The sequence below is a fragment of the Paenibacillus sp. FSL K6-2393 genome, from assembly GCF_038002545.1.
Taxonomy (GTDB): domain Bacteria; phylum Bacillota; class Bacilli; order Paenibacillales; family Paenibacillaceae; genus Paenibacillus.
Genome location: NZ_JBBOCU010000002.1, coordinates 210436 through 231790 on the forward strand (window position 1 = coordinate 210436; position 21355 = coordinate 231790).

The 21355-nt window shown below is 47.7% G+C and carries 17 protein-coding genes; 12 read left to right on the top strand and 5 right to left on the bottom strand.

Translation table 11 applies throughout. The annotated features are described in order from the left end of the window. The first annotated feature begins 97 nt into the window (after positions 1 to 97). From MHI14_RS28075 to MHI14_RS28105, 7 genes are all read left to right on the top strand, one after another. The gene (locus MHI14_RS28075) at positions 98 to 1411 is read left to right on the top strand and encodes an extracellular solute-binding protein (protein WP_341131820.1); all 1314 of its coding nucleotides are present in this window, start codon (positions 98 to 100) and stop codon (positions 1409 to 1411) included. A 213-nt stretch (positions 1412 to 1624) separates the two neighbouring features. After that, entirely contained in the window at positions 1625 to 2494 is an 870-nt protein-coding gene (locus MHI14_RS28080) for a carbohydrate ABC transporter permease (RefSeq protein ID WP_017691225.1), read from the top strand. Positions 2495 to 2509: 15 nt separating this feature from the next. Further along, on the top strand, positions 2510 to 3385 hold the full coding sequence (locus MHI14_RS28085) for a carbohydrate ABC transporter permease (RefSeq protein ID WP_341131821.1): 876 nt from the start codon (positions 2510 to 2512) through the stop codon (positions 3383 to 3385). Between the two features lie 185 nt (positions 3386 to 3570). Continuing rightward, a complete protein-coding gene (locus MHI14_RS28090) occupies positions 3571 to 4212 on the top strand; it encodes a polysaccharide deacetylase family protein (RefSeq protein ID WP_341131822.1) in 642 nt (213 codons plus the stop codon). A 149-nt stretch (positions 4213 to 4361) separates the two neighbouring features. After that, the gene (locus MHI14_RS28095; protein ID WP_091038664.1) at positions 4362 to 5615 is read left to right on the top strand and encodes a mechanosensitive ion channel family protein; all 1254 of its coding nucleotides are present in this window, start codon (positions 4362 to 4364) and stop codon (positions 5613 to 5615) included. Between the two features lie 191 nt (positions 5616 to 5806). After that, a complete protein-coding gene (locus MHI14_RS28100; RefSeq protein ID WP_341131823.1) occupies positions 5807 to 7054 on the top strand; it encodes a macrolide family glycosyltransferase in 1248 nt (415 codons plus the stop codon). A gap of 187 nt (positions 7055 to 7241) precedes the next feature. Then, positions 7242 to 8096 (top strand): aldo/keto reductase, encoded by an 855-nt coding sequence (locus MHI14_RS28105; protein ID WP_091038668.1) that lies wholly within the window; start codon positions 7242 to 7244, stop codon positions 8094 to 8096. A gap of 109 nt (positions 8097 to 8205) precedes the next feature. On the opposite strand, the gene MHI14_RS28110 is transcribed toward MHI14_RS28105, so the two are convergent. Then, complete coding sequence (locus tag MHI14_RS28110; RefSeq protein WP_341131824.1) at positions 8206 to 11379, bottom strand: alpha-mannosidase; 3174 nt, start codon at positions 11377 to 11379, stop codon at positions 8206 to 8208. Positions 11380 to 11577: 198 nt separating this feature from the next. On the opposite strand from MHI14_RS28110, the gene MHI14_RS28115 reads away from it, so the two are divergent. Continuing rightward, on the top strand, positions 11578 to 12501 hold the full coding sequence (locus tag MHI14_RS28115; protein WP_341131825.1) for an AraC family transcriptional regulator: 924 nt from the start codon (positions 11578 to 11580) through the stop codon (positions 12499 to 12501). A gap of 201 nt (positions 12502 to 12702) precedes the next feature. Here MHI14_RS28115 and pdxA read toward each other — a convergent pair whose 3' ends face one another. From pdxA to MHI14_RS28135, 4 genes are all read right to left on the bottom strand, one after another. After that, positions 12703 to 13704: a 4-hydroxythreonine-4-phosphate dehydrogenase PdxA gene (pdxA, locus tag MHI14_RS28120; protein ID WP_339311679.1), complete on the bottom strand. Its 1002-nt coding sequence runs from the start codon at positions 13702 to 13704 to the stop codon at positions 12703 to 12705. Next, a complete protein-coding gene (locus MHI14_RS28125; protein ID WP_339311681.1) occupies positions 13701 to 14996 on the bottom strand; it encodes a four-carbon acid sugar kinase family protein in 1296 nt (431 codons plus the stop codon). The genes pdxA and MHI14_RS28125 overlap by 4 nt, the downstream gene beginning before the upstream one ends. A 95-nt stretch (positions 14997 to 15091) precedes the next feature. After that, positions 15092 to 16078: a 2-keto-3-deoxygluconate permease gene (locus tag MHI14_RS28130; protein ID WP_341131826.1), complete on the bottom strand. Its 987-nt coding sequence runs from the start codon at positions 16076 to 16078 to the stop codon at positions 15092 to 15094. 166 nt (positions 16079 to 16244) lie between these two features. Next, entirely contained in the window at positions 16245 to 17927 is a 1683-nt protein-coding gene (locus MHI14_RS28135; protein ID WP_339311685.1) for a sigma-54-dependent transcriptional regulator, read from the bottom strand. 229 nt (positions 17928 to 18156) lie between these two features. Between MHI14_RS28135 and MHI14_RS28140 the strand changes: the two genes are divergently transcribed. The 4 genes from MHI14_RS28140 (at position 18157) to MHI14_RS28155 (ending at position 21320) form a co-directional block, all read left to right on the top strand. After that, positions 18157 to 18375 carry a hypothetical protein gene (locus tag MHI14_RS28140; protein ID WP_341131827.1) on the top strand — a complete coding sequence of 73 codons (219 nt, stop codon included), beginning with the start codon at positions 18157 to 18159 and terminating at the stop codon, positions 18373 to 18375. A gap of 229 nt (positions 18376 to 18604) precedes the next feature. Then, positions 18605 to 19306 (top strand): PspA/IM30 family protein, encoded by a 702-nt coding sequence (locus MHI14_RS28145; RefSeq protein WP_249913681.1) that lies wholly within the window; start codon positions 18605 to 18607, stop codon positions 19304 to 19306. Positions 19307 to 19491: 185 nt separating this feature from the next. After that, positions 19492 to 20523: a hypothetical protein gene (locus MHI14_RS28150; RefSeq protein WP_047841485.1), complete on the top strand. Its 1032-nt coding sequence runs from the start codon at positions 19492 to 19494 to the stop codon at positions 20521 to 20523. Beyond that, the gene (locus MHI14_RS28155; RefSeq protein WP_091038678.1) at positions 20520 to 21320 is read left to right on the top strand and encodes a TPM domain-containing protein; all 801 of its coding nucleotides are present in this window, start codon (positions 20520 to 20522) and stop codon (positions 21318 to 21320) included. Before MHI14_RS28150 ends, MHI14_RS28155 begins: the two co-directional genes overlap by 4 nt. Positions 21321 to 21355: the final 35 nt, after the last annotated feature.

The window sequence follows — 21355 nt, forward strand, 5'->3', positions numbered from 1 at the left end:
TTACAAATCGATGCCTGTTTTCTAAATGGAGAACAAAGCACAGTTTGCCTAAAATATGGGCTAGAACCAACTAAAACGCATAGGGAGGTCCATAGAGATGAAAGCGCTATTAAAAAAATCAGCAAGTCTAATTCTGACTCTGGGCATTGTAGGCAGTCTGGCGGCATGTTCATCCGGTTCGTCCGGCGGAGCACAGGGGGAAAGTAACGGCAAGATCAAGCTGACGCTGTGGGATCAATCGGTCGGCAATACCGATCCTTCGGCCAAGTTACTGCCCGAGATTGTTGAGAAATGGAACAGCGAGCATCCGGACATTCAGGTTGAACGTACGGGCACGACAGGAGAACAGTACAAAACCAAAGTCAAAACATCGATTGCAGCTGGTGAAGCGCCAGACCTGTTCTATGGCATGGGTGGCGGCAGCTTCATGCAGCCGTACATCAAATCCGGCAATGTGCTGGAAATCTCAAGTTACCTGACGGACGATATCAAAGAACGAATGGGGCCGGGTATGGCGGAGGCCATCAATATGGACGGCAAAATCTACACATTGCCCGTGTATACCCATATCGCCAACCTTTACGTGAATACGGAATTGTTCGAGCAGGCGGGTGCCAAGATTCCGACCACATATAACGAACTGTTGGATGCAGTCACCAAGCTGAAAGCGGCAGGAATCACCCCGGCTGTGATTGGGGAAAAGGATCGCTGGCCAGGCATGTACTGGTACGACATTATTGCGATGCGTCAGGCAGGCAATACTGCGGTGATGGAAGCTTTTAAAGATTCGTCAAAGTGGAATTCGCCCGACTTTGTTGCCGCCGCGACCAAAATGCAGCAGCTTGCACGAGCAGGAGCGTTCAACAGCAGCATGTTCAGCATGAGCTATGACGAGATGCTTGGGGCATTTAATGCAGGTAACGGGGCAATGATGTTCCAGGCCAACTGGGTGAATGCAGGAATTGAGGACCCGTCCTCCGCAGTCAAAGGCAAAGTGAAAGTGATTCCGTTCCCGGTATTTGAAGATGGCAAAGGCACAAATACCGAAATCTTCGGCGGAGCCGTCGATGGTTTCTACATCAACCAGAATACCAAACATCCGAAGGAAGCCGTGGAATTCCTCATGTATCTGAGTGAGCAGCTTGGTACACAAGGTTTTCTGGCTGGAGCGGGTCTGCCAAGCTGGAAAACCGATGCACTCGACACATCCAGCCTGTCCTCCCTTGATCTGTCTGCGGCAGATATTATGAAAACGGCGACCTCATTCATCGCCTGGTGGGATAACATTCTGCCTGCGGAGTCTGCCGAAGCGCACAAAAACCTGATTGCCCAGCTGCTTGCAGGCGATGTAACACCGGAGGAGTTCTGCAAACAGATGGCACAGCTCAAACCAACAGAGCTAAGTCTATAGAAAACAGGTAGGCGGTATACGTGCGTGCAAGCTTACAAGCTTAAATGCTTACAGGCCCTAGGTCCTTACACTACAAGTCTTTGCAAATTACCTGTGAATATCTTGCGCATAGACCTTGTGACCTTGCAATGCTACCGCTTCTAACCATGAAGATGAACCCAAACAAGGCGTGGTCCGGCATATCCCGGTCACGCCTTTGAGAGGAGAACAACAATGAACTCTGTATTTTCCAATAAAGGCACGATAGCCGTCTTTGTACTGCCGACGCTGCTTCTGTTCTGCGGCATTGTGCTTATTCCGATCTTTGTCTCCAGTTATTACAGTCTGCTGGACTGGAACGGCGTGGGCAGGGGTACATTTATCGGCCTGGACAACTATGTAGAGATGTTTAAAGATACCCGTGTGCTGAATTCGATCAAAAACTCCCTGTTATTCGCGGGTGCTTCGGTGTTCATTCAACTGCCGATCTCGCTGGTGCTCGCACTGATTCTGGCGTCCAACGTCAAGGGGGAAGGGTTCTACCGGACCGTGTATTTCATCCCGGTGTTGATCTCAACGGTGGTTATTGCCCAGTTGTGGTCAAAAATCTACAATGCCGATTATGGCCTGCTGAACGTGCTGCTGCAAAGTATCGGCTTATCCAGCCTGGCACAGGACTGGCTGGGGCAGAAGGACACCGCGCTGGCGGCATCGTTTATTCCGACCTTGTGGCAGTACGTAGGGTATCACATGCTGCTGATGTATGCAGGAGCAAAGTCCGTGTCTCAGGATGTGCTCGAAGCTGCTCGAATGGATGGTGCTTCCCGTATTCGGACGGCGTGGTCCATTATGATCCCGCTGATGAAGCCGATTCTGAAGGTAAGCCTTGTTTTTTCAGTCATCGGTGCATTCAAGGTGTTTGACCTGATCTATGTGCTGACGGGAGGCGGACCGTTCTACACCACTGAAGTGCCGAGCACACTGATGTACGCTACCATTTTTGATACGTTTCGGTACGGATATGGGAGTGCGATCTCGGTCTTTATCATTGTGGAGTGTCTGGTGTGTACGATCCTCATTAATTCATTGTTCAAAACGGAGTAGAGGGAGGCATAAGGCATGAGTACCGTAGAAGTCATGTTGCAAAAAAAGCCCAAGCCGAGGTCCATCTCCGGATCGATCGGGAAAGTGTTTCTGCAAGCGTTTCTGATCCTCGTTGCGATTGTGCAGATCTACCCGCTTATCTGGCTGGCGCTGTTTTCCCTGAAGGATAACAGTGAGATTTTCAGCGGTGATGTAGCCGGGCTGCCCAAAGCATTTCTGTGGAGCAACTACACCAAAGCAATGTCCGACGGCCATGTGCTGACCTATTTTATGAATAGTGTGCTCGTTACTGCGGCCTCCATTGTCTTGGTACTGATCTTGTCCTCCATGACGGGATACGCAATCACGAGAATGAACTGGAAGCTCAGCGGGTTCACGATGACGATCATTTTGCTGGGCATGATGGTGCCGATTCATGCGGCACTGCTGCCATTATTTATTATTTTGAAGAATCTGAGCCTGCTCAACAGCTACTGGTCACTGATCATTCCCTATGTGGCATTTGGCATTCCGATGGCGGTGTTCATTCTGGGCAGTTTTTTCAAAGGTATCCCGAGAGAGATGGAGGAGTCGGCGGTTATCGACGGCTGCGGCATATACCGGACGTTTTTCTCCATTATCCTGCCGCTTGTGCGTCCGGCCATATCAACTGTAGCGATCTTCACATTTCTGTCCTGCTGGAATGAGCTGATGTTTGCGGTCACGTTTATCAATAACACGGCTTACCAGACATTGACGGTGGGTATGATGTCGATGGTGGGAACGTACATTACGCAATGGGGTATCATTGGTGCTGGACTGATGATTACGACGGTGCCAACGGTGGTCATCTATCTGCTGCTGAACAAACAGGTGCAGAAGAGCATGATCGCAGGTGCAATCAAGGGTTAGCTGGAGGCTGGACTGGGGGGCGTGGCGGTAGAAGGCTCGATGCTTGCTCGCTGTACTCTCTTTCTGGTAGATATCGGCTTGATTCGGGATTTCGCAAGGTGTGATCTCTGGACTGGACCGCGGCGTATAGACATGGAATAATAAGGGGTATGTAGCCAGTCAGTTGCAGAGAGGGGTCATTATTTATGGTCAATATCGCGATGGTAGAGCAGGAGTCTGTTCGGGAAAAGGTTGTGGCGTTCACATTTGATGATGGACCGCATCCGGTGTATACACCTCAAGTGCTTGAGATTTTCCGCCGTGCCGGTGGGCAGGCAACGTTTTTCATGATTGGCCAAGAGATGGAGAACCACCCGGAGATTGCGGCGGAGGTGCACCGTGAAGGGCATGAGATCGCCAACCATACGTACACGCATCCAGATCTGACCAAGTTGACGCTGGAGGAAGCCGGGGAGGAGCTGCAACGTGCAGAACGTCTTGTTCAAAAAGTTACGGGGCAACCTGCCCGCAGCTTCCGACCGCCGTATTTTGGCGTAAACGATGATATACTGTCTCTGGCAGCGGAGCGTGGATATCGCACGATCGGTGCGGTCAACGGCGATGCGAAGGATTGGGACAATCCCGGTATTGAACACATCCTGGAGCATACCCGGTCGGCGGTGAAACCTGGCAGCGTGCTCATATTCCATGACGGGTACGGGGATCGTTCCCAGACGGTGGAGGCAGTTCGTGTGCTGGTGGATGAGCTGGTCGCGGAAGGGTACCGTTTGGTGACGGTGAGTGAGTTGTTAGACATTTCTCGTGAGCATGATATAAAGACGACATAATCAAGTGGGACCCATCATTCTTTGAATGACAGGGTCCTTTTTTAATATATATAATGCATAGGAAGAACGGAGCGGGAGCACAAACTTTGCTTGCCCTCTCAAACTACTTTATAATAATAGGCTAAACTAGATTATGTCAGGAGGAAACAATGGATTTTATCAGAAATCAACTAGAAGAAATCGGCATGAGTGAACCCTCCATTGGATACCTTTCGAATGTGATTATGATTATTTTTATCGCGCTAATCTCGGTACTGGCGAATGTTATTGCCAAGCGAGTGGTACTGAAGACGGTGCATCGTATCGTGAGTAACAATCGTTTCAAGTGGGGCCACATCGTGGTGCAGAAAAATTTATTTCAGAAGCTTTCACATCTCGTACCGGCCATTATTATCTATTATTCTGCTTATATTTTCCCGCCTTATCAGGCTTTGATTGAAAAATCAGCTATGACCTACATGATTGTTATCATGATTACGGTTCTGAATGCTCTGCTGAATGTGTTCGATGATATCTATCGTACCTATGAGGTGTCGAAGATTCGCCCAATCAAGAGTTACATTCAGGTAGCCAAGATTGTCCTATTCATTATCGGGGGGATTATCGTCATCTCCAGCCTGATCGGACAGAACCCGCTCATTATCCTCAGTGGACTTGGGGCGTTATCGGCCGTATTAATGCTCGTATTCAAAGACTCGATTCTGGGTCTCGTGGCCGGGGTACAGCTATCGTCGAACGATATGGTGCGTGTCGGTGACTGGATCGAGATGCCAAAGTATAATGCGGACGGTGACGTCATCGACATTACTTTGAATACGGTAAAAGTTATGAATTTTGATAAAACCATTACGATGATTCCAAGCTACGCCCTCATTTCGGACTCGTTCCGTAACTGGAGAGGCATGCAGGTATCCGGCGGCAGAAGGATTAAGCGGAGTATCTATATTGATATCAGCAGTATCCGTTTTTGTACGGAAGAGATGGTGGCTGAATTTGAGAAAATCCACTACCTGACTGATTATGTCACGGCAAAATTAAGGGAAATTCAAGCATACAACATGGAGCACGAGGTGAATACCGAAAGCAACGTGAACGGCAGACAACTGACAAACGTCGGTGTATTCCGGGAGTATATCCATCAATATTTGAGGAATCATCCAAAAATCAATAAAGATATGACGATGATTGTGCGCCAATTAGCACCGGAAGATCGCGGGCTGCCTCTGGAAATCTATGCATTCAGCAATGATATCAACTGGGGGGTATACGAGAACGTTCAGGCGGATATCTTTGACCATATCTTCGCGGTGGCGCCAACATTTGGACTGCGGGCCTTCCAGAATCCAACCGGACATGACATTGTGCAACTGAAAGAAAACAAACAATATTCGAGCGGATATTGAGATCCGAAGCACCGTAAAGGTGCTTTTTTTATTTAAAAAGTGACATATTTACTATTTACAAAAATGGAAATTATTTATAGTATGTTTATATGGGTTTGATTTCCATATTCTATTTTTTCTTTATCTTCTCAATCATATGGATATACAATGTACCGCTTTGATTATTGGAAAATTTGATGGAGGTGAGCTTCGTGGCACGTGTGTTAGTTGTGATGATGCCTGCAGAAGGGCATATCAATCCGTCGCTCGGGTTAATCAAGGAGTTGATAGAGAGCGGAGATGAGGTCGTCTATTGTTGTACTGAAAAATACCGGACGAAGATTGAAGCGTTAGGTGCTCAATTTAAAGCTTACTCCTTCAACGAGGCAACCCTGCTCAACAACCCCAATATGAAGCCATTTGAAATCAAGCATCCGTACCAATTCTTATATATGATTTTGAAAAAAATAATTCAACGGTTTATTCCGGATGTTCTGAATCTGATCGAAAATGAAACCTACGATTATATTATTTTTGACTCCTTAATCGGCTGGGGCGGACAAATTTTGGGCGAAAAGCTGGGGATACCCACGATCTGCTCGACCAGTACCTTTGTTTTTGTAGAGCCTCTCGGGTCAGGTAGTCATAATCTGAAGGATGACAATGAGGAGGTCCAGGAGCTATATAACGGCATTATGGAAATGTCTCAACAATTAGCTTCCCGGTTCAATGTGGCTGCGCCTTCTCTGGCGGAACTTTCAGGGCATCCAGGACAACTGAAGATTGTCTATACAAGCCGCTATTTTCAACCCATGGGGGACAAGCTGGACGACAGCTTTGTGTTCACTGGCCCGTCCATTATTCCTCGTAAGGATGCGCCAGCTTTTGCAAATGAATCTCTGCATGCTCTTTATAAGCAGGTCGTTTATATTTCGATGGGAACCATTTTAAATAAAGATCTCGAGTTTTATAAGCTTTGCTTTACGGCCTTTCGTGATTTGCCTGTGCAGTTTATTTTGTCTTCTGGGAAGAATACCGATTTGGAGCCCATTGCTGAGCTCATTCCTGATAATTTTATCATCAGGCCCTATGTCCCCCAACTGGAAGTGTTGCAGTGTGTAGATGCTTTCCTGACACATGCAGGCATGAACAGTGCAAGTGAGGCTTTGTATTACAATGTACCGTTGATCATGCTCCCGTTAACCTCGGATCAGCCTCGTGTAGCAGGCCGGATACAGGAGTTGGGCGCGGGAGTAATCTTGGATAAAAATAACCTGACGCCTGACATACTGAGAACCGCGGTGTTAGAGGTGCTCAGCAATGATTCCTACAGGGAACATGCAGGAGTGATTGGGAACACACTGCGTGATGCTGGCGGGTATAAGCGGGCGGCTGCTGCCATCAAAGAATTTTTGGGCAATCGACCTTTATCAGCCACGACTATCTCTTCCCTTGAATGAAGAGGCGACTTTCCTCTTATTAGAGAGGTTGACTTACCGTGTGAACAGAGCGAGAGGTCGAAGGGATTCTCGATGATGGTGTACAATTGATTCAAGCGCTTGAGGAAAGGTTAGAGATAACCGAGAGCACATGTCATTTTGTCGCATTAAAATAGGAAGCAGACCTTTCACAAAGGAGAGTTCCCACATGAATCATACAATCCCTGGATACACATTGAACGATGGCTTGAAAGTACCGGCAATTGGATTTGGTACCTATAGTTTAAAAGGTGAAGAAGGCGTTAAATCGATCGCGTCCGCAATGGATGCGGGTTATCGATTAATTGATACGGCGTATAACTATGAGAATGAGGCAACCGTGGGCAGAGCAATCAAGCAAAGCTCCATCGCCAGAGAAGATCTGCTCATTTCCTCTAAGCTGCCGGGGCGTTATCATGCTCATGATAAAGCACTTGTGGCGATCCAGGAATCCCTGTATAGAGCGGATCTGGATTATTACGACCTGTATCTGATTCACTGGCCCAATCCGAAGAAGGACATGTATGTCGAGGCATGGCAAGCGCTAATCGAAGCCAAAAAGCGTGGATATATCCGATCCATTGGAGTGAGCAACTTCCTGCCTGAGCACAATGAACGCCTGATCAAGGAAACGGGGATAGCGCCGAGTCTGAATCAGATTGAGCTGCATCCGTTCTTTGACCAAGCCGATCAGCGGGAACAGGATACGAAGCATGGCATCGTGAACGAATCCTGGAGTCCGATTGGACGTGGCAATGATGCCGTACAGGATATTCTGAAGGATGAGAACATTCTTCGGATTGCGGAAACGCATGGCAAAACGCCAACCCAGATCATTCTGCGCTGGCATGTTCAGCTGGGTTCCATTCCCATTCCGAAAGCCGGCTCCTTGCAGCATCAGCAGGAAAATATCGATATATTCGATTTTGAGTTGAGCACAGAAGAGATGCAGGTCATCTCTGCATTTAATCGTCCGGATGGACGTTTGTGGGATCAGGACCCAAGCGAGTACGAAGAATTTTAAAGAACGACAAATGAAGGGCTGCTCTCATGTCAGATATGACAGGAGGCAGCCCTTTGTTGTTGAAGCATATTAAGCAATGTTGCAGTTTTTCATGTTGCGTAATTTCTGTTTACTGTTCCGCAGGGATACGGAAGGTCAGAATCTCATAAGGTTTGATATCAAAAGAAATCCGACCATTTTCCACGGCGCATTCCGCTTCGTTATTCTCGAGCAAATCACAAGCGTACGCCGTAGCACCTGCTCCTTCAGGCAATTGCAGGGAAGCACGGCTGCGACGGCCGTGTGCTTCATAGAGACGGATGATCATATCATCGTTGTTCTCGGCTTTTTTAATAACCTCCAGCACGACATTATCCTGATCGACTGATGCGAGTGACCACAACCCAGGCAACGTGCCGGTTTGCGATGCAATCTCACGAGCAACCAGAGGACGGTTGAGATCATAAGCGGCTTGGATGACACGTCCTTCACGGAAGTCGCCCTGATGCGGATAGAGGGCGTAGGTGAATACGTGCTGCTCTTTGTCGGCATTTTCATTCGGGTACGTTGCGCTCTTGATCAGTGATAGTCGCATCACCGAGTTATGAATATCATATCCGTATTTGCAGTCGTTCAGCAGAGCAGCACCGTACCCGTTCTCCGCCAGATCGGCCCACTTCTGCCCGCATACTTCAAACCGGGCTTGATCCCAGCTCGTATTACGGTGGGTAGCACGCTCAACGTTGCCGTACTGGATTTCGTAGACTGCTTTCTCACTCCAAATATCAAGCGGGAAAGCGGCTTTCAGCAGCAAATGCTCCTGCTTCCAGTCCACAAACGTACGGAAATCAATCCGGCGCGTATGCGCGTAGAAGATGATTGTCTGCTCAATGATCGAGTCCAGGAACTGTCGCTTCACTTGAAGCACGGAACGTACCGGCCCGCTTTCAACCCACTCCAATGACTGCAGATCATTAATCTCCCACATATGCTGTTCATAATAATCGTCAATGTTCCATGCCTCGTATTCCGCAGGTCGATCCTCGAACACTTGCAGCACGTTACCACGCTTGCCAGACTGAAGCAGCTCACGACCCTCCAGCTTGTCCCATACGGATGCGAACTCGGCACTTTCATTCAGGTGAATATCGTACCAAGGTGTATGGATATGGCGCCGATCAGCTTCCCACTGTGCAACCGAAACTCCCGCGACAAGCTCGTCTGTGAGATCCGGTGTGATTCGGAAAGATTTATACCCGGATGCAGGCACGTTCTCTGCAAGGAATATAAGTCCGCCTTCGGGAGTCCGCTGGCTTGGTACAGGGCGATCTCCATCGTAGACGGTTACTTTTCTTGCAAAAGCAGGCAGTTCAACCACATCCGTCCGTACAAATCCGGTGGTGTTAAATACCACAATGGCTTCGCCATCAGATGTAATTCGGCTTGCAATGCCGTTCAGCGCGCTGTCTTTCAGCTCATCCGTGACACGCAGGACTTCTTCATATTGCTCCTGGGAATCCACATATACCTGCTCAATGGAGCTGCCCGGGAGAATATCATGGAACTGGTTCAGCATCGTCAGCTTCCATGCATGCTCCAGTGCATCGGTTGGGTAGGCCGCCTGTGCATTCGCCTGACGATGAATCATGGCATACAGCTCGGCATCAGCCAGCGCAAATTCGCTATGACGGTTGTACCGTTTGTTACGCGCCATGGAAGTGTAGGTACCCCGGTGATACTCCAGATACAGCTCACCTGACCAGCGGGGAACGGAAGGAACATCCGCCAGATTTTGCTCCAGCTTCTCGAAAAACTCGCGTACAAAGGTACGTTTCACCGCAGGTACACCCGGCAATCCGACATCAAGTCGTCTGCCATGCTCCAGCATCTCCTCGGTTGGTCCGCCGCCGCCATCCCCGAATCCGAAACATTGCAGGACATCTGCATTGATGTTTTTGTTCTGGTATCGCTGCCACGTACCTTTTACTTGCGAAGCATTAAACCGTCCATTATAGGTCGTTTCAAATCGGCGCTGCCTAAAATCGGGATGTTTGTCATAGTCTGTGGCTGTGATGAAATGGGTCAGGACCTCTGATCCGTCGATTCCTCTCCAGTACATCGTATCGTTCGGAATCTGGTTTGTATCATTCCAGGCAATTTTGGTTGTCATAAAATAATCAATGCCGCTCTTGCGCATAATCTGCGGCATCGCTGCACTATAACCAAATACATCCGGCAACCAGAGCACACGGTTCTCCACACCGAACTCTTCCTTGAAGAAACGTTTGCCGTAGATAATCTGACGGATCATGGACTCACCCGAAATCAGGTTACAATCGGCCTCCAGCCACATCGAACCTTCCGCTTCCCAGCGGCCTTCGGCCACCTTTTCCTTGATTTTCTCATATAGGGATGGGTAGTCTGCTTTCAGGTATGCATACAGCTGGGGCTGAGAGGACATGAAGGTATACTCTGGGAACTTGTCCATCAAGTAGAGTACACTCGCAAAGCTGCGAATGACCTTCTCCCGAGTCTGATCCAATGTCCACAGCCATGCCACATCGATATGCGTGTGTCCGATACAGTGCACGGTAGGGATGTGATCATCAGCAGGGCGGATATCACCATAGACATGATCTTGCAGATATCGGCGTGCTTCCAGTACCGACGCATGGAATTCTGCGCTGTTCTCCTGACGCAAATCCAGCAGATTCACGGCTTTATTCAGATGTTCGACCAACTTCAGCCGCTCCAGATCATCCTCACGCAGCAGATCCGCAGCATCCAGCGCAGCCTTGAGATCGTAATATAAATCGGAGACTTGCTGATGATGCTCGGCAATATATACATTCAGAAAAACATCCGCGGCAGAAGTACTGCAATATGCATATAATGCCAGTTCGAATTCATCACCTTTTGCCGCAGCGGGTGTCAGGTCGATCTCCGTATGGTTCACATCCAGACCGCAGATCAATTCCCCATTGAGGAATGCCAGAAATTGCGGATTATCGTAATTCCAGATGTCATCAGCGCCAGTGACGATGGCACAAACGACCTTTTTTCCTTCCAGATGATCCGGGATTTGAATGCGGGTTTTGAAGCAACTGTGTACGTCTTTGCCGCCCCAGCCATCACCTTTACGGAATACGTTCCAGGAGGAAGGGTCCTCATGCACCAGTTCCCAGGAGTGGTAACCACTTTCTTTATGATAAAGCTCAGGGATATATGTCTTTGAGGTTAGTCGTGCACGTTCCAAGTGTTTAACAATGGTATGGATTCGAGTATACAAGGAATTCATTTTCATGTTGGTTTCCCACCTTGGTTTGTAGTAAGTACAGGCTGTGGTCGTTGTTGGAGCGAGAATACTGCAAGCGCTAACATATCAACTTTATCATAACAAAAGAGAAATGGCCGAAACTACGTATTGTATGCTGAAAACAACGTCTTTTTATTGCATTTCATGCTAAAATAAACTCATTAGAACCAGGATGGGGGCATGTTCATGACACAATCGGTTTTGGCATACGAGCAGGGATATGCGGTCCATGTGAACCAGCCTGGAGATTCGCTCTTTTATCATCTGGATTATGACGAGCGTTCTCATGATCTAAATATGGAGTTTCAGCATTTCCATGATTTCTATGAAATCTGTATTCTTCTGGATCGCACGGCTGCCCACATCATTGAAGGCAGTTTGTACGAGATTCAACCTTATGATATCGTTCTGTTGCGGCCTTCCTTACTACACAAGACGCAATATCCGAAGGGCGCCCCACCGAAACGATTGATGATCACCTTTGCCATACCACGCAATACACCTGGTCTTGAGAGCGATTACAATGAGCTATTTTCGATTTTTGATGAACCCATCCCGATATTCCGATTTACAGAAGAAAGACGAAAGGAAGTCCTCGCGCCGATCAATGATATTTTTGCTATATCGCAGCAGCCTTCTGCACTTCAATCGGTAATGATTCATAGCAAGTTCGTGGAGTTTCTCTGTGCTCTTCATCGTTACTCACCAGAGAACGGGTATGTGCGTGAAGAGACTGGATCAACGATGTCCAGGCGCATGTATGCCATTGCCTCTTATATTCACAGCCATTATCAGCAGGATTTATCTTTGGACGAGGTATCCAAGCGTTTTTATGTAAGTGCCCATCACTTGTCTCGCCAATTCAATAAGGTTACAGGCTTCACCTTCACGGAGTATGTGCAGATGACCCGTATTCGGAATGCCCAGCAATTGCTGCTGAATTCGAGTGAGAAAATCACAGATATTGCTGCACAGTGTGGGTTCACAAGCTTTTCCCAGTTCAATCGCATCTTCAACAAACAGAACGGAATGTCACCAAGTGCATATCGCCGTAGCAGACATTCACAGTGCGAACGTGAAGTGATATCTTTGGGTAGGCCTGAGCGCTGACAGAAGACAGAGATGATCTGGGGATGTCAGTGGAGCGGTGCTGCATGAATGGCAACAGCCACAGATATATGGAGATATACAAAAAGGCAAACCCTCTAAGTTACAAAGGGATTGCCTTTTTCCTTCTATTATATAGATTACGTCTACCTAGTGATGGTGGCACAACCAGAACTACTCTTGTGCCCCGTATAACGGCTACTCTTAAACTTGATCCTTTGGCGCCAGCTCAATGGCAGAGCGGATGGCAGCCAGCATACTTTTATCATCGGCGATATTTTTTCCGGCAATATCAAAGGCTGTACCGTGGTCGACAGACGTACGGATGATGCCACCTTTCAGACCAACGGTGATGTTCACGCCTTCCTCGATACCCATTACCTTGATCGGTGCATGGCCTTGGTCGTGGTAGCAGGCAACAACGATATCGAAGTCACCGCGACCAGCGCGGAAGAAGAGTGTGTCCGCCGGGAGTGGACCAACAACGTTAATGCCTTCCTGCTGTGCACGTTCGATGCCGGGCTGCAGTTTCTCTTCTTCTTCACCATTACCGAACAAGCCGTTCTCTCCGGCATGAGGATTGATTCCGCATACGGCAACGCGCGGATTCTCAAAGCCTGCTTTTTTCAACGTATCATGAGCAAGCTTCACGACGGTGTAGGTTCTTTCCGGGTTAATACTCGCAATGGCATCGATCAGACCCATGTGTGTTGTCAGGTGAATAACGCGCAGATTCGGCGTGGTTAGCATCATCGAGAAGTCTTGTGTATCCGTCAGGTCTGCCAGAATCTCGGTGTGCCCCGGATATAGGTGCCCGCCCTGATGCAGAGCTTCTTTGTTCAAAGGCGCGGTGCAGATGGAGTGAATCTGCTGTTTTTTGGCAAGATCAATGGCTTTGGCGAGAAACTGGAATGCTGCATCCCCAGCCACGGCAGATACTTTACCGTATTCCAGATCCGCAGGAACGAGGTTCAGATCAATCACATCCACAGTACCGAATTCATACTTGGCTTCGGAAGGCTCTTGAATCGCGTTGACGTTCAGAATTGAGCCGATGACTGGCAATACACGCTCCAGAATCTTTGCATCACCGATAACGAGTGGATTGCACTGATCGTACATCTCTTGATGACCCAGTGCTTTCATAATAATCTCCGGTCCAATACCTGCTGCGTCGCCCATTGTAATTCCAACTGTAGGTTTCATACGAGAATACCCCCTTTTAATTTTTGAATCGCATGAATAAAGACATCCGGTTTGCCGAATCCGCCTGCTTTGGTAATCACATGCAGATCATCAATCCCGATAAACTTGGAGATCGGCACGCCGATTTCAAGCTCATCCAGCAACTCGAAGCCGCTAATATTCCATTTCAGACAGATTTGTTTAGCTGTATCACCGCCGGTCATGGATACCCCTTTGAAAAGTCCCTCTTCCAGCAGTCTGGCACAGATCTCACCCATCGCAAGTACAATCTCGTTGCTGACTTCCGTGTGATTGAGACCACGAACTTCGCCCGTTGCCCGTGCGAGTTCGATATCCACCTGTTCAGCGGTGGAGTAGAGAACAACATCTTGTCCTTCCAGCGCTTTGTCTCGGACCTCCTTATAGACACGTTCCATCTCTTCCGCGCGGTCTGCGGTTGCGGATACCGCTTTGAAAGAATGGAAGGAGACTGAAGCTACGCGGGAGTTGCGCATCAAGCGATGCAGCTGCTCACGTGAGTTTTTGTTCACGCTGCCTACCACTGTTAGGATTGGACCGGAATTCTCCGGGATATCAAGTGACGCAGCCCTGGATTCCAACTCGTAATGTGCGGGGAGGTAATTGGCAATACCCGCCGAACCTGCCCAAGTAAAGGTATACTCCAACTCGCGAGTCATCTGCAGAATCAGTTCCAGATGTCTTTCTTCGGTGGAGTCCACCATTACATAAGGGATGTTATTTGTTTTCAACTGTTCTAGCTTGGTGCGAATATGATTCTGTCCGGCTTCCAGATCGGCGACGGTGATCTCGCCAACTTCATACTTGGTCTGTTGTTTCAACAAGTCGGGAAGGTAGGAAATCGTTACAGGTGTCTTCGGATCATGGGCAATTTCAGTATCTGCCAGCGGAACGCCGTTCAGGTAATGAATTCCTTCCAATATCGTCCGGTTATTTTTTGGATAACCCGGGGCAATCATCATAAAGTCCGGCTTTACGACATCATATACAGCATCAATCTCGATGCCGATATTACCGCGCATGGTGGAGTCCATTTTTTTGAAAATCGTCTTAAATCCGTTGTTCGTCAGCAATTCAGCAGCCCGATATACACGGTCATACGCTTCCTGCGGGGATATGGAACGACTATCTGTATCAAAGACGACGGCATCGTAACGTGTAAGAGGGCCTTCATCCATATTAAAAAGAACACTGGTCTTCAAGCCATGACGGGCAAGCTGCACCCCGCTGTCATTGGCACCGGTCAAATCATCTGCAATAATGGCTAATTTCATGCAGTCATCCCTCCTTGTAAGCACAATTTAATAAAAAGTCCGTTCAGATCATCCATTAAGCACAGCTTAAGCAAATTAAATCATGTGATACCCATTTATGTGGTTGGTCGTTGATTGTATTTCTCGACTCCACCTGATTTCTCCAGTCGTTTGGAGAGGAACCCGATGAAGATCGGCAACAGGATGGCTGTTGTTACAACGCTCGCTGCAATTTGCACCGTAGCAATCTCGGCAATCGGGCCAAATGAAGCATTAGCAGCCACGATGGCAGCAGGTGTACCTACGGCATTCCCGGCAGTTGATCCTTCGGAAGCACCCACGATGGGGTTCCAGCCGATGGCTTTAAAGAGCAGGAAACCGATTCCGCCCGTTAATAACACGGTTAACACACCCAGTAAAATTCCGCTAAGACCACCTTGAATGATGGAGGAGAAGCTAATGTTCATACCCAGAGCAAATGCAAAGAACGGAACAAGTTTGTCGCTGCCTTTATGCAGCCATTCCGCCAGATTGCGGTCCAGATTACCAATAATGACACCAACGATGAGCGGAAGCAATACTGCGACAAAGGCCATAGGGGAAAACATACCGTTCGCAAAACCCATCGCACCAAAGACGGAGAGCGCTACCATGGTCAGGAAAGGACCATCACTGAGTGCCAGGAAAGGGTAGGCTGCTTTGTCGTCTTCTTTCCCGTATTGGCCGGCGAGAGCAATGTACAAACCTCCGTTGGAGTTAGTCATTGCAGCAATAATGGCAAGCGGGGCAAGACCGAGAAATAACCCGTTTGAATCCGCGAACAAAATAGCGATAAAACCAAGGGCTGCACCAATCCCCCATTTGAACGTAAGCAAGGTCAAACCTTTGCCGACAGAGGAACCTGCTGTTTTAAACGTAATCTGTGTACCCGCAATAAACAGGAACAGGGCAATCAAAGTACTGGCACTGTTGACAAAAAGGGCTTCCGTGAATCCGCCAATGCGCAGGGCATTTGGGAAGAATGTATTGATGGTTGCACCAAGTAACAGGGGAACGACCATCATACCGCCAGGGATGCGATCTAAAGTTGCTTTAATGTTCATAGTAGTAGCTCCTTATGAAGTAATCGTTTTTATGAAGCGCTTGCAGGGATTATATTATCCCATATCGTTTAATATAGCAACAATAAATTATTGTAAATTTTAAATACTTGGTTAACTGTTTAAAAATGCAACACATAAAAGCAATAAAAAAGACGCAAACTTAAAGTTAATCTTTAAGTTTACGCCATAATGTGGCCCGGTTAATCCCCAGACGCTCTGCGGCCTTCGATTGATTGTTATTTTCCTCCTGAAGCACAAACAGAATAACTTCCTTCTCAATCTCCTTCAGCGTACCGTTCAACTTCATTGGGCTTGAAGAAGGTTGCTGATCCAGCAAGCGGGATAAGGTAGCGGTGGTTATTACATACTCCTGTTCATTGAGTGCAGCCTGCTTGATCAGATGTTTCAGCTGGTTGACATTCATATGTGTGATCTGATCTTGGATCAGCTGTAGAGCATCTTCTTTTATTCTGACCGCAGTAGTTCCGTATTTGTGGTAGTAACCTGTAAGGAAATGCTGCATCAATGGAGCCAGATCCTCTGGTCTATCCGCAAGATTTGGCATCATGATTGTATTAAGCTCCAGATCGAGTGACCACTGCGGGTTCAATATCTGTTCCCCGAGTATAAACACCCCAATCTGATTTTGAAGGCAACTCTGGATAAAGGCGAGCAACTCCGGATCTTCCATACGTGTTTCCATGTGGTTAATCTCTACATTTCTAACCTTGGCGAGTGGTATCTTGTGCAAATGACCGGGCGGAACTTGCGTGAGATCCATCTGTAATAACAGTCCACCACCGGAGTACATCTGATGAATATGTTTGACCAGAAAAGATTTACCGGAATCCGCTTCACCTAGCAGATAGATCGGTTCATGATTCTCGTAAAGTGCTCGAATGTTCTGTAATACCGCCTGCATGGCAGGGGATTCGGCAACGATAGGCTCCATCGATGCGTCCGTAAACGTTGTTATGCCGAATTGTGCAAAGGCATAGGGTTGTCCTTTTTCCAGCATATATACCTTGTAGTTCTTATTGTCCAGGGTCGTTTCATAGGCGTTAACCGTGAGCTGGTAATCGTCCACCATGAACACATTTTGGATGTGGGATTGATGGAATTCCAGACTGGTATTTGTCAGATATATGTGATTATCGGTCAGCGGATTTTTCTCAAAATCAGTCAGGTTCTCGAATACAACTTCATTCCGTTCATTTAAAATAAGTAAATTGGGATGTTCCCGTGTAACCAGGTCATTCAGGATGATCGATATCGCATGATTTTTGCTCAAATAACGGTAGACCAGCTGTGCATCCTCCATCGCTCTAAGGATGGATTCCTGGCCAGATTGGATTAATAATCCCTCCAGACCATAGGTCTTCGCGGTGTTGACGGTGATCACATCTCCAACAATCTGTCGGTACCCGGAAGCCTTCAACTCCAGGAGCAATCGTGCCACATCTTCCGAGCTATGTATGGTATAGACCTTGAGGGGCAGATCCATCAGATCAATAATCGATTGTGCACCAGAGGTGATGTTGGAGAAGCCAACAATGGCTGTTTGGCCGTTAAACTGGCTTGCCAGGGTAAGTGAACGAATCATATCATAGCCCGATAACTGCACATCAATGACGGGAATAGTCACTGCTTTTTTAATCAATTGGGCGGTTCCACCGCGGCTGATGATAATCTCTGCACCGTTTTTCTCTGCTAGAGTTGCTAATTCCACACCGTTCGCCAAATCGCCCACGTCCGTCTGAATGGCTAACTGGGGAAAACGAGGAATGCACTCTTGTATGATAGGAATCATCGATTCGTAGGGAGCAATAAAGTGAACTCGTGTACGCATATTTTTCCTGCCTTTATAGAAAACTTTGATCCCCTTATTATAGCCAACTTGCGAAGGAATGGCACCTATGGGGGAACCAACACGGTTGTGTCTGCAAAATGCCTGTGTGATATGCCTTCATAACTCTCCCGAGTGGAATGTGATGAAGTACACTGAATCGAATCGTTACGTATTTCAAAATTAATGCATAATTGCACACGATAAGTATAGAGAAATGAGGAGATTTCATATGGGAGACATTCATAAAGTAGCTGAGCCGGATCACATCATTAAGGATGTTGTCGGGAAGTTCCCGTGCAGGGTGCTGTGGAGTGAGGGCCGTCCATGTCTGGAGTATCAAAGGGAAGAAGGATTAGGCCAGATCGAAGAATACGTCCGCACGACGTATAACGTTGAGCTGTTGGATGTGTTTTTCACAGCGGTGGAGAGCCTTCCGGTTGAGCCATAGATTAGGTAAGGATTTGTGGAATGCGGGCAAAGGGTTAGTACTTACGTTTTTGTGTGTTTATGCAAGGTCATGAGGCGACACTATAGGTGCTCGTCTTTTCTTTTATTACTCCATTACTATCTGACTTTGGATCGTATGGACTCCACGTGCCAACGTGAAATGTGAAACGTATGTGGGCGTATTCATGTATTATAGTATACATATGAACTTTTCGGAGGAGGAACAAGTAATGGGAATCTTATCGAGGTTTAGAGACGTGATGAAGGCCAATGTGAATCATATGCTGTCTCGGGTGGAAGACCCGGAGAAAAGCGTGAATGAGTATATGCGCAACTTGAGTAGTGATCTGGGTCAGGTGAAGGCTGAGACAACAGCGGTGTTGTCAGATGAGAGCCGGGCGAAGCGAGCATTGGATGAGTGCAGCGCCGAGGTCAAGAAATTGCAGCGGTACGCTGAGAAATCAGCGGAGTCGGGAGACGAAGACAAGGCACGTGGTTTTCTGGAGAAGAAAGTGAAGCTGGCTGACAAATTGAACGAATTACAGGCTGCCTATGAACGTGCTTCCGCCAAAGCCAAGATGATGAAGCATATGAACGATAAACTGGTTGCAGATCTGGGGCAATTGGAGGCGCGGCATGCAGAACTGAAAGGTCGCATGGCAGATGCAAAGGCGCAGCAACAGGCCAACGAACGGAATGCATCTGCGGGCAGAGCCGAATCTGCATTGAAGGCCATGGAAGACAAAGCGAACCAGGCGTTGAACGAAGCAGAGGCTTTGGCAGAACTCCGCGCTGGGGCACAGGAAGATGATCTGGACGAATTAATTGCCCAGCTCGAGAGGGACATGAACGCGGATGCGGGTAATAATGAACATGCGTCGCCAAGTGCGGAGGAAGAACTCGCAGCAATTCAGGAGAAGCTGAAGAAGTGAGTTTAACTTGTACACTACAACGTAGAGAGCAGAAATAAGCTGAAGAAGCGGAGCTAAAAGCTTTCTGAAAGAAAGCTGCATCGGAAGCAAACACTTCGCCCTTAAGAGCGATCGGAAGGTTGTTCTGCCAGCGAAGTTATACAGTGTCAATTAGAATCATATTTCGTTAACATTGAGGTGAGCAGATGCCGGTTATTGAATATAAATGTCCAAACTGCGGCAGTGGTATGATCTTTGACAGTGTGTCAGGTGCACTATCCTGTCCCAGCTGCGGCCGCCAGGACAACATAGAGCAGATCCCCGATCCCTTGAAGAGACAAGTATTCACCGAAAATGAGGTCAAAGAATACCACTGTAACAGCTGCGGAGCTGACATTGTCACGGAGCCAGAGACCAGTGCGACGACATGCAGTTTCTGCGGTGCGGCGGTTGTACTCAGTGATCGGCTGACGGGCAATCTGGCCCCCGCGATGGTGATTCCCTTTTCGATCAACAAGGATCAAGCCAAGCAGGCTTTCAAAAAGTGGTGCAAAAACGGCCTGTTAACACCAAGTGGTTTCATGTCCGCCGATCGGATTCAGAGCATTACCGGCATGTACGTGCCGTTCTGGTTGTATGAGTTACATAACAAAATCGAAGTGCATGGTCGTGGCACCAAGGTCAGATCCTACACCCAGGGTGACTACCATTACACCGAAACACAGCATTTCGATATATACCGCCGAATTCGGTTGAATTACGTGAATCTGCCCATTGATGCGTCGGAGAAAATGAAGGATGAACTGATGGATAAGCTCGAGCCTTTTCCATATAATCAGCTGAAATTGTTCAAGACCCCGTATCTGGCGGGGTACATTGCGGAAAAATATAGTTATACGGACGAGGAACTTTTTCCACGGGCCAAGGATAAAACGAGATCGTACATTGATTCTTATATTGCCTCAACCGTATCCGGTTATAGCAGCGTGAGCTACACGGACAAACAGATTGATACTACGCTCAAAAATGCAGACTATGTGCTGCTCCCGGTGTGGATGGTCAACTATGACTATAATCGGGCACAGTATACCTTTGCCATGAATGGTCAGACAGGTAAAGTGGTCGGTAAACCGCCGATCAGCAAAGCCAAAGTGGCCGGCTGGTTCGCAGGAGTATCTGCGGTGTCGTTGCTGTCACTGAAGCTGGTTTCCTGGATGATGGGAGGTGGATTCTTATGAGAAAAAGAACCCCTCTGGCCGTGATGGCTACGCTCATTTTACTTATGATCACCTTTGTCGCACCGTCGATTTCCATGTCATCGGCATCCGCAGCTGATAGCAAAAACCTTATCTACGATGAGGCCAACCTGCTGAGTGAGCAGGAGAAAAGTGAATTGAATCTACTTGCGAATCAGTATGGTGCGGAACGGCAGACGGACTTTGTTATCTATACAACAAATAATGTTGAGAATCAGGATGTTATGCTCTTAACAGAAGATTTTTATGATAAGCAGGGGCTAGGGTACGACAAGAAATTTGGCAATGCTGTCATATTAACGATGGATATGAATAATCGCGAAGTGTATCTGGCTGGATTTTATAAGGCAAAAGAATATTTGAACGATCAGCGGCTTGATGCTATCCGTAATCGAATTACCTCTGAATTATCCAGTGGGGATTATAAACTCGCATTTGAGAAATACATTGAGCTCTCTTACAAATATATGGGGTATGAACCTGGTGTGAATCCGAACAACATTTTGTTCAACGGCTGGTTTCAGTTAGGAGTATCTGTGGTTCTTGGCGGTATTGTTGTTGGTGTGATGACCTATCGTTCTGGGGGACGTGTCACGGTCAATCGTGCGACTTATGAGGATTCAAGCAATTCCAGTGTCATTGATCGTCAGGATCGTTATATCCGTACAACCGTCACCAAGCGCAAAATAGAGAAGAACAATAACAACGGTGGCGGAGGAGGAGGCGGGGGTACCTCCCGAGGCGGTCATTCACACAGTGGAAGTAGAGGTTCGTTCTAGTCACTACGGAGTATGCGGATTTTTTAATTAGAAGG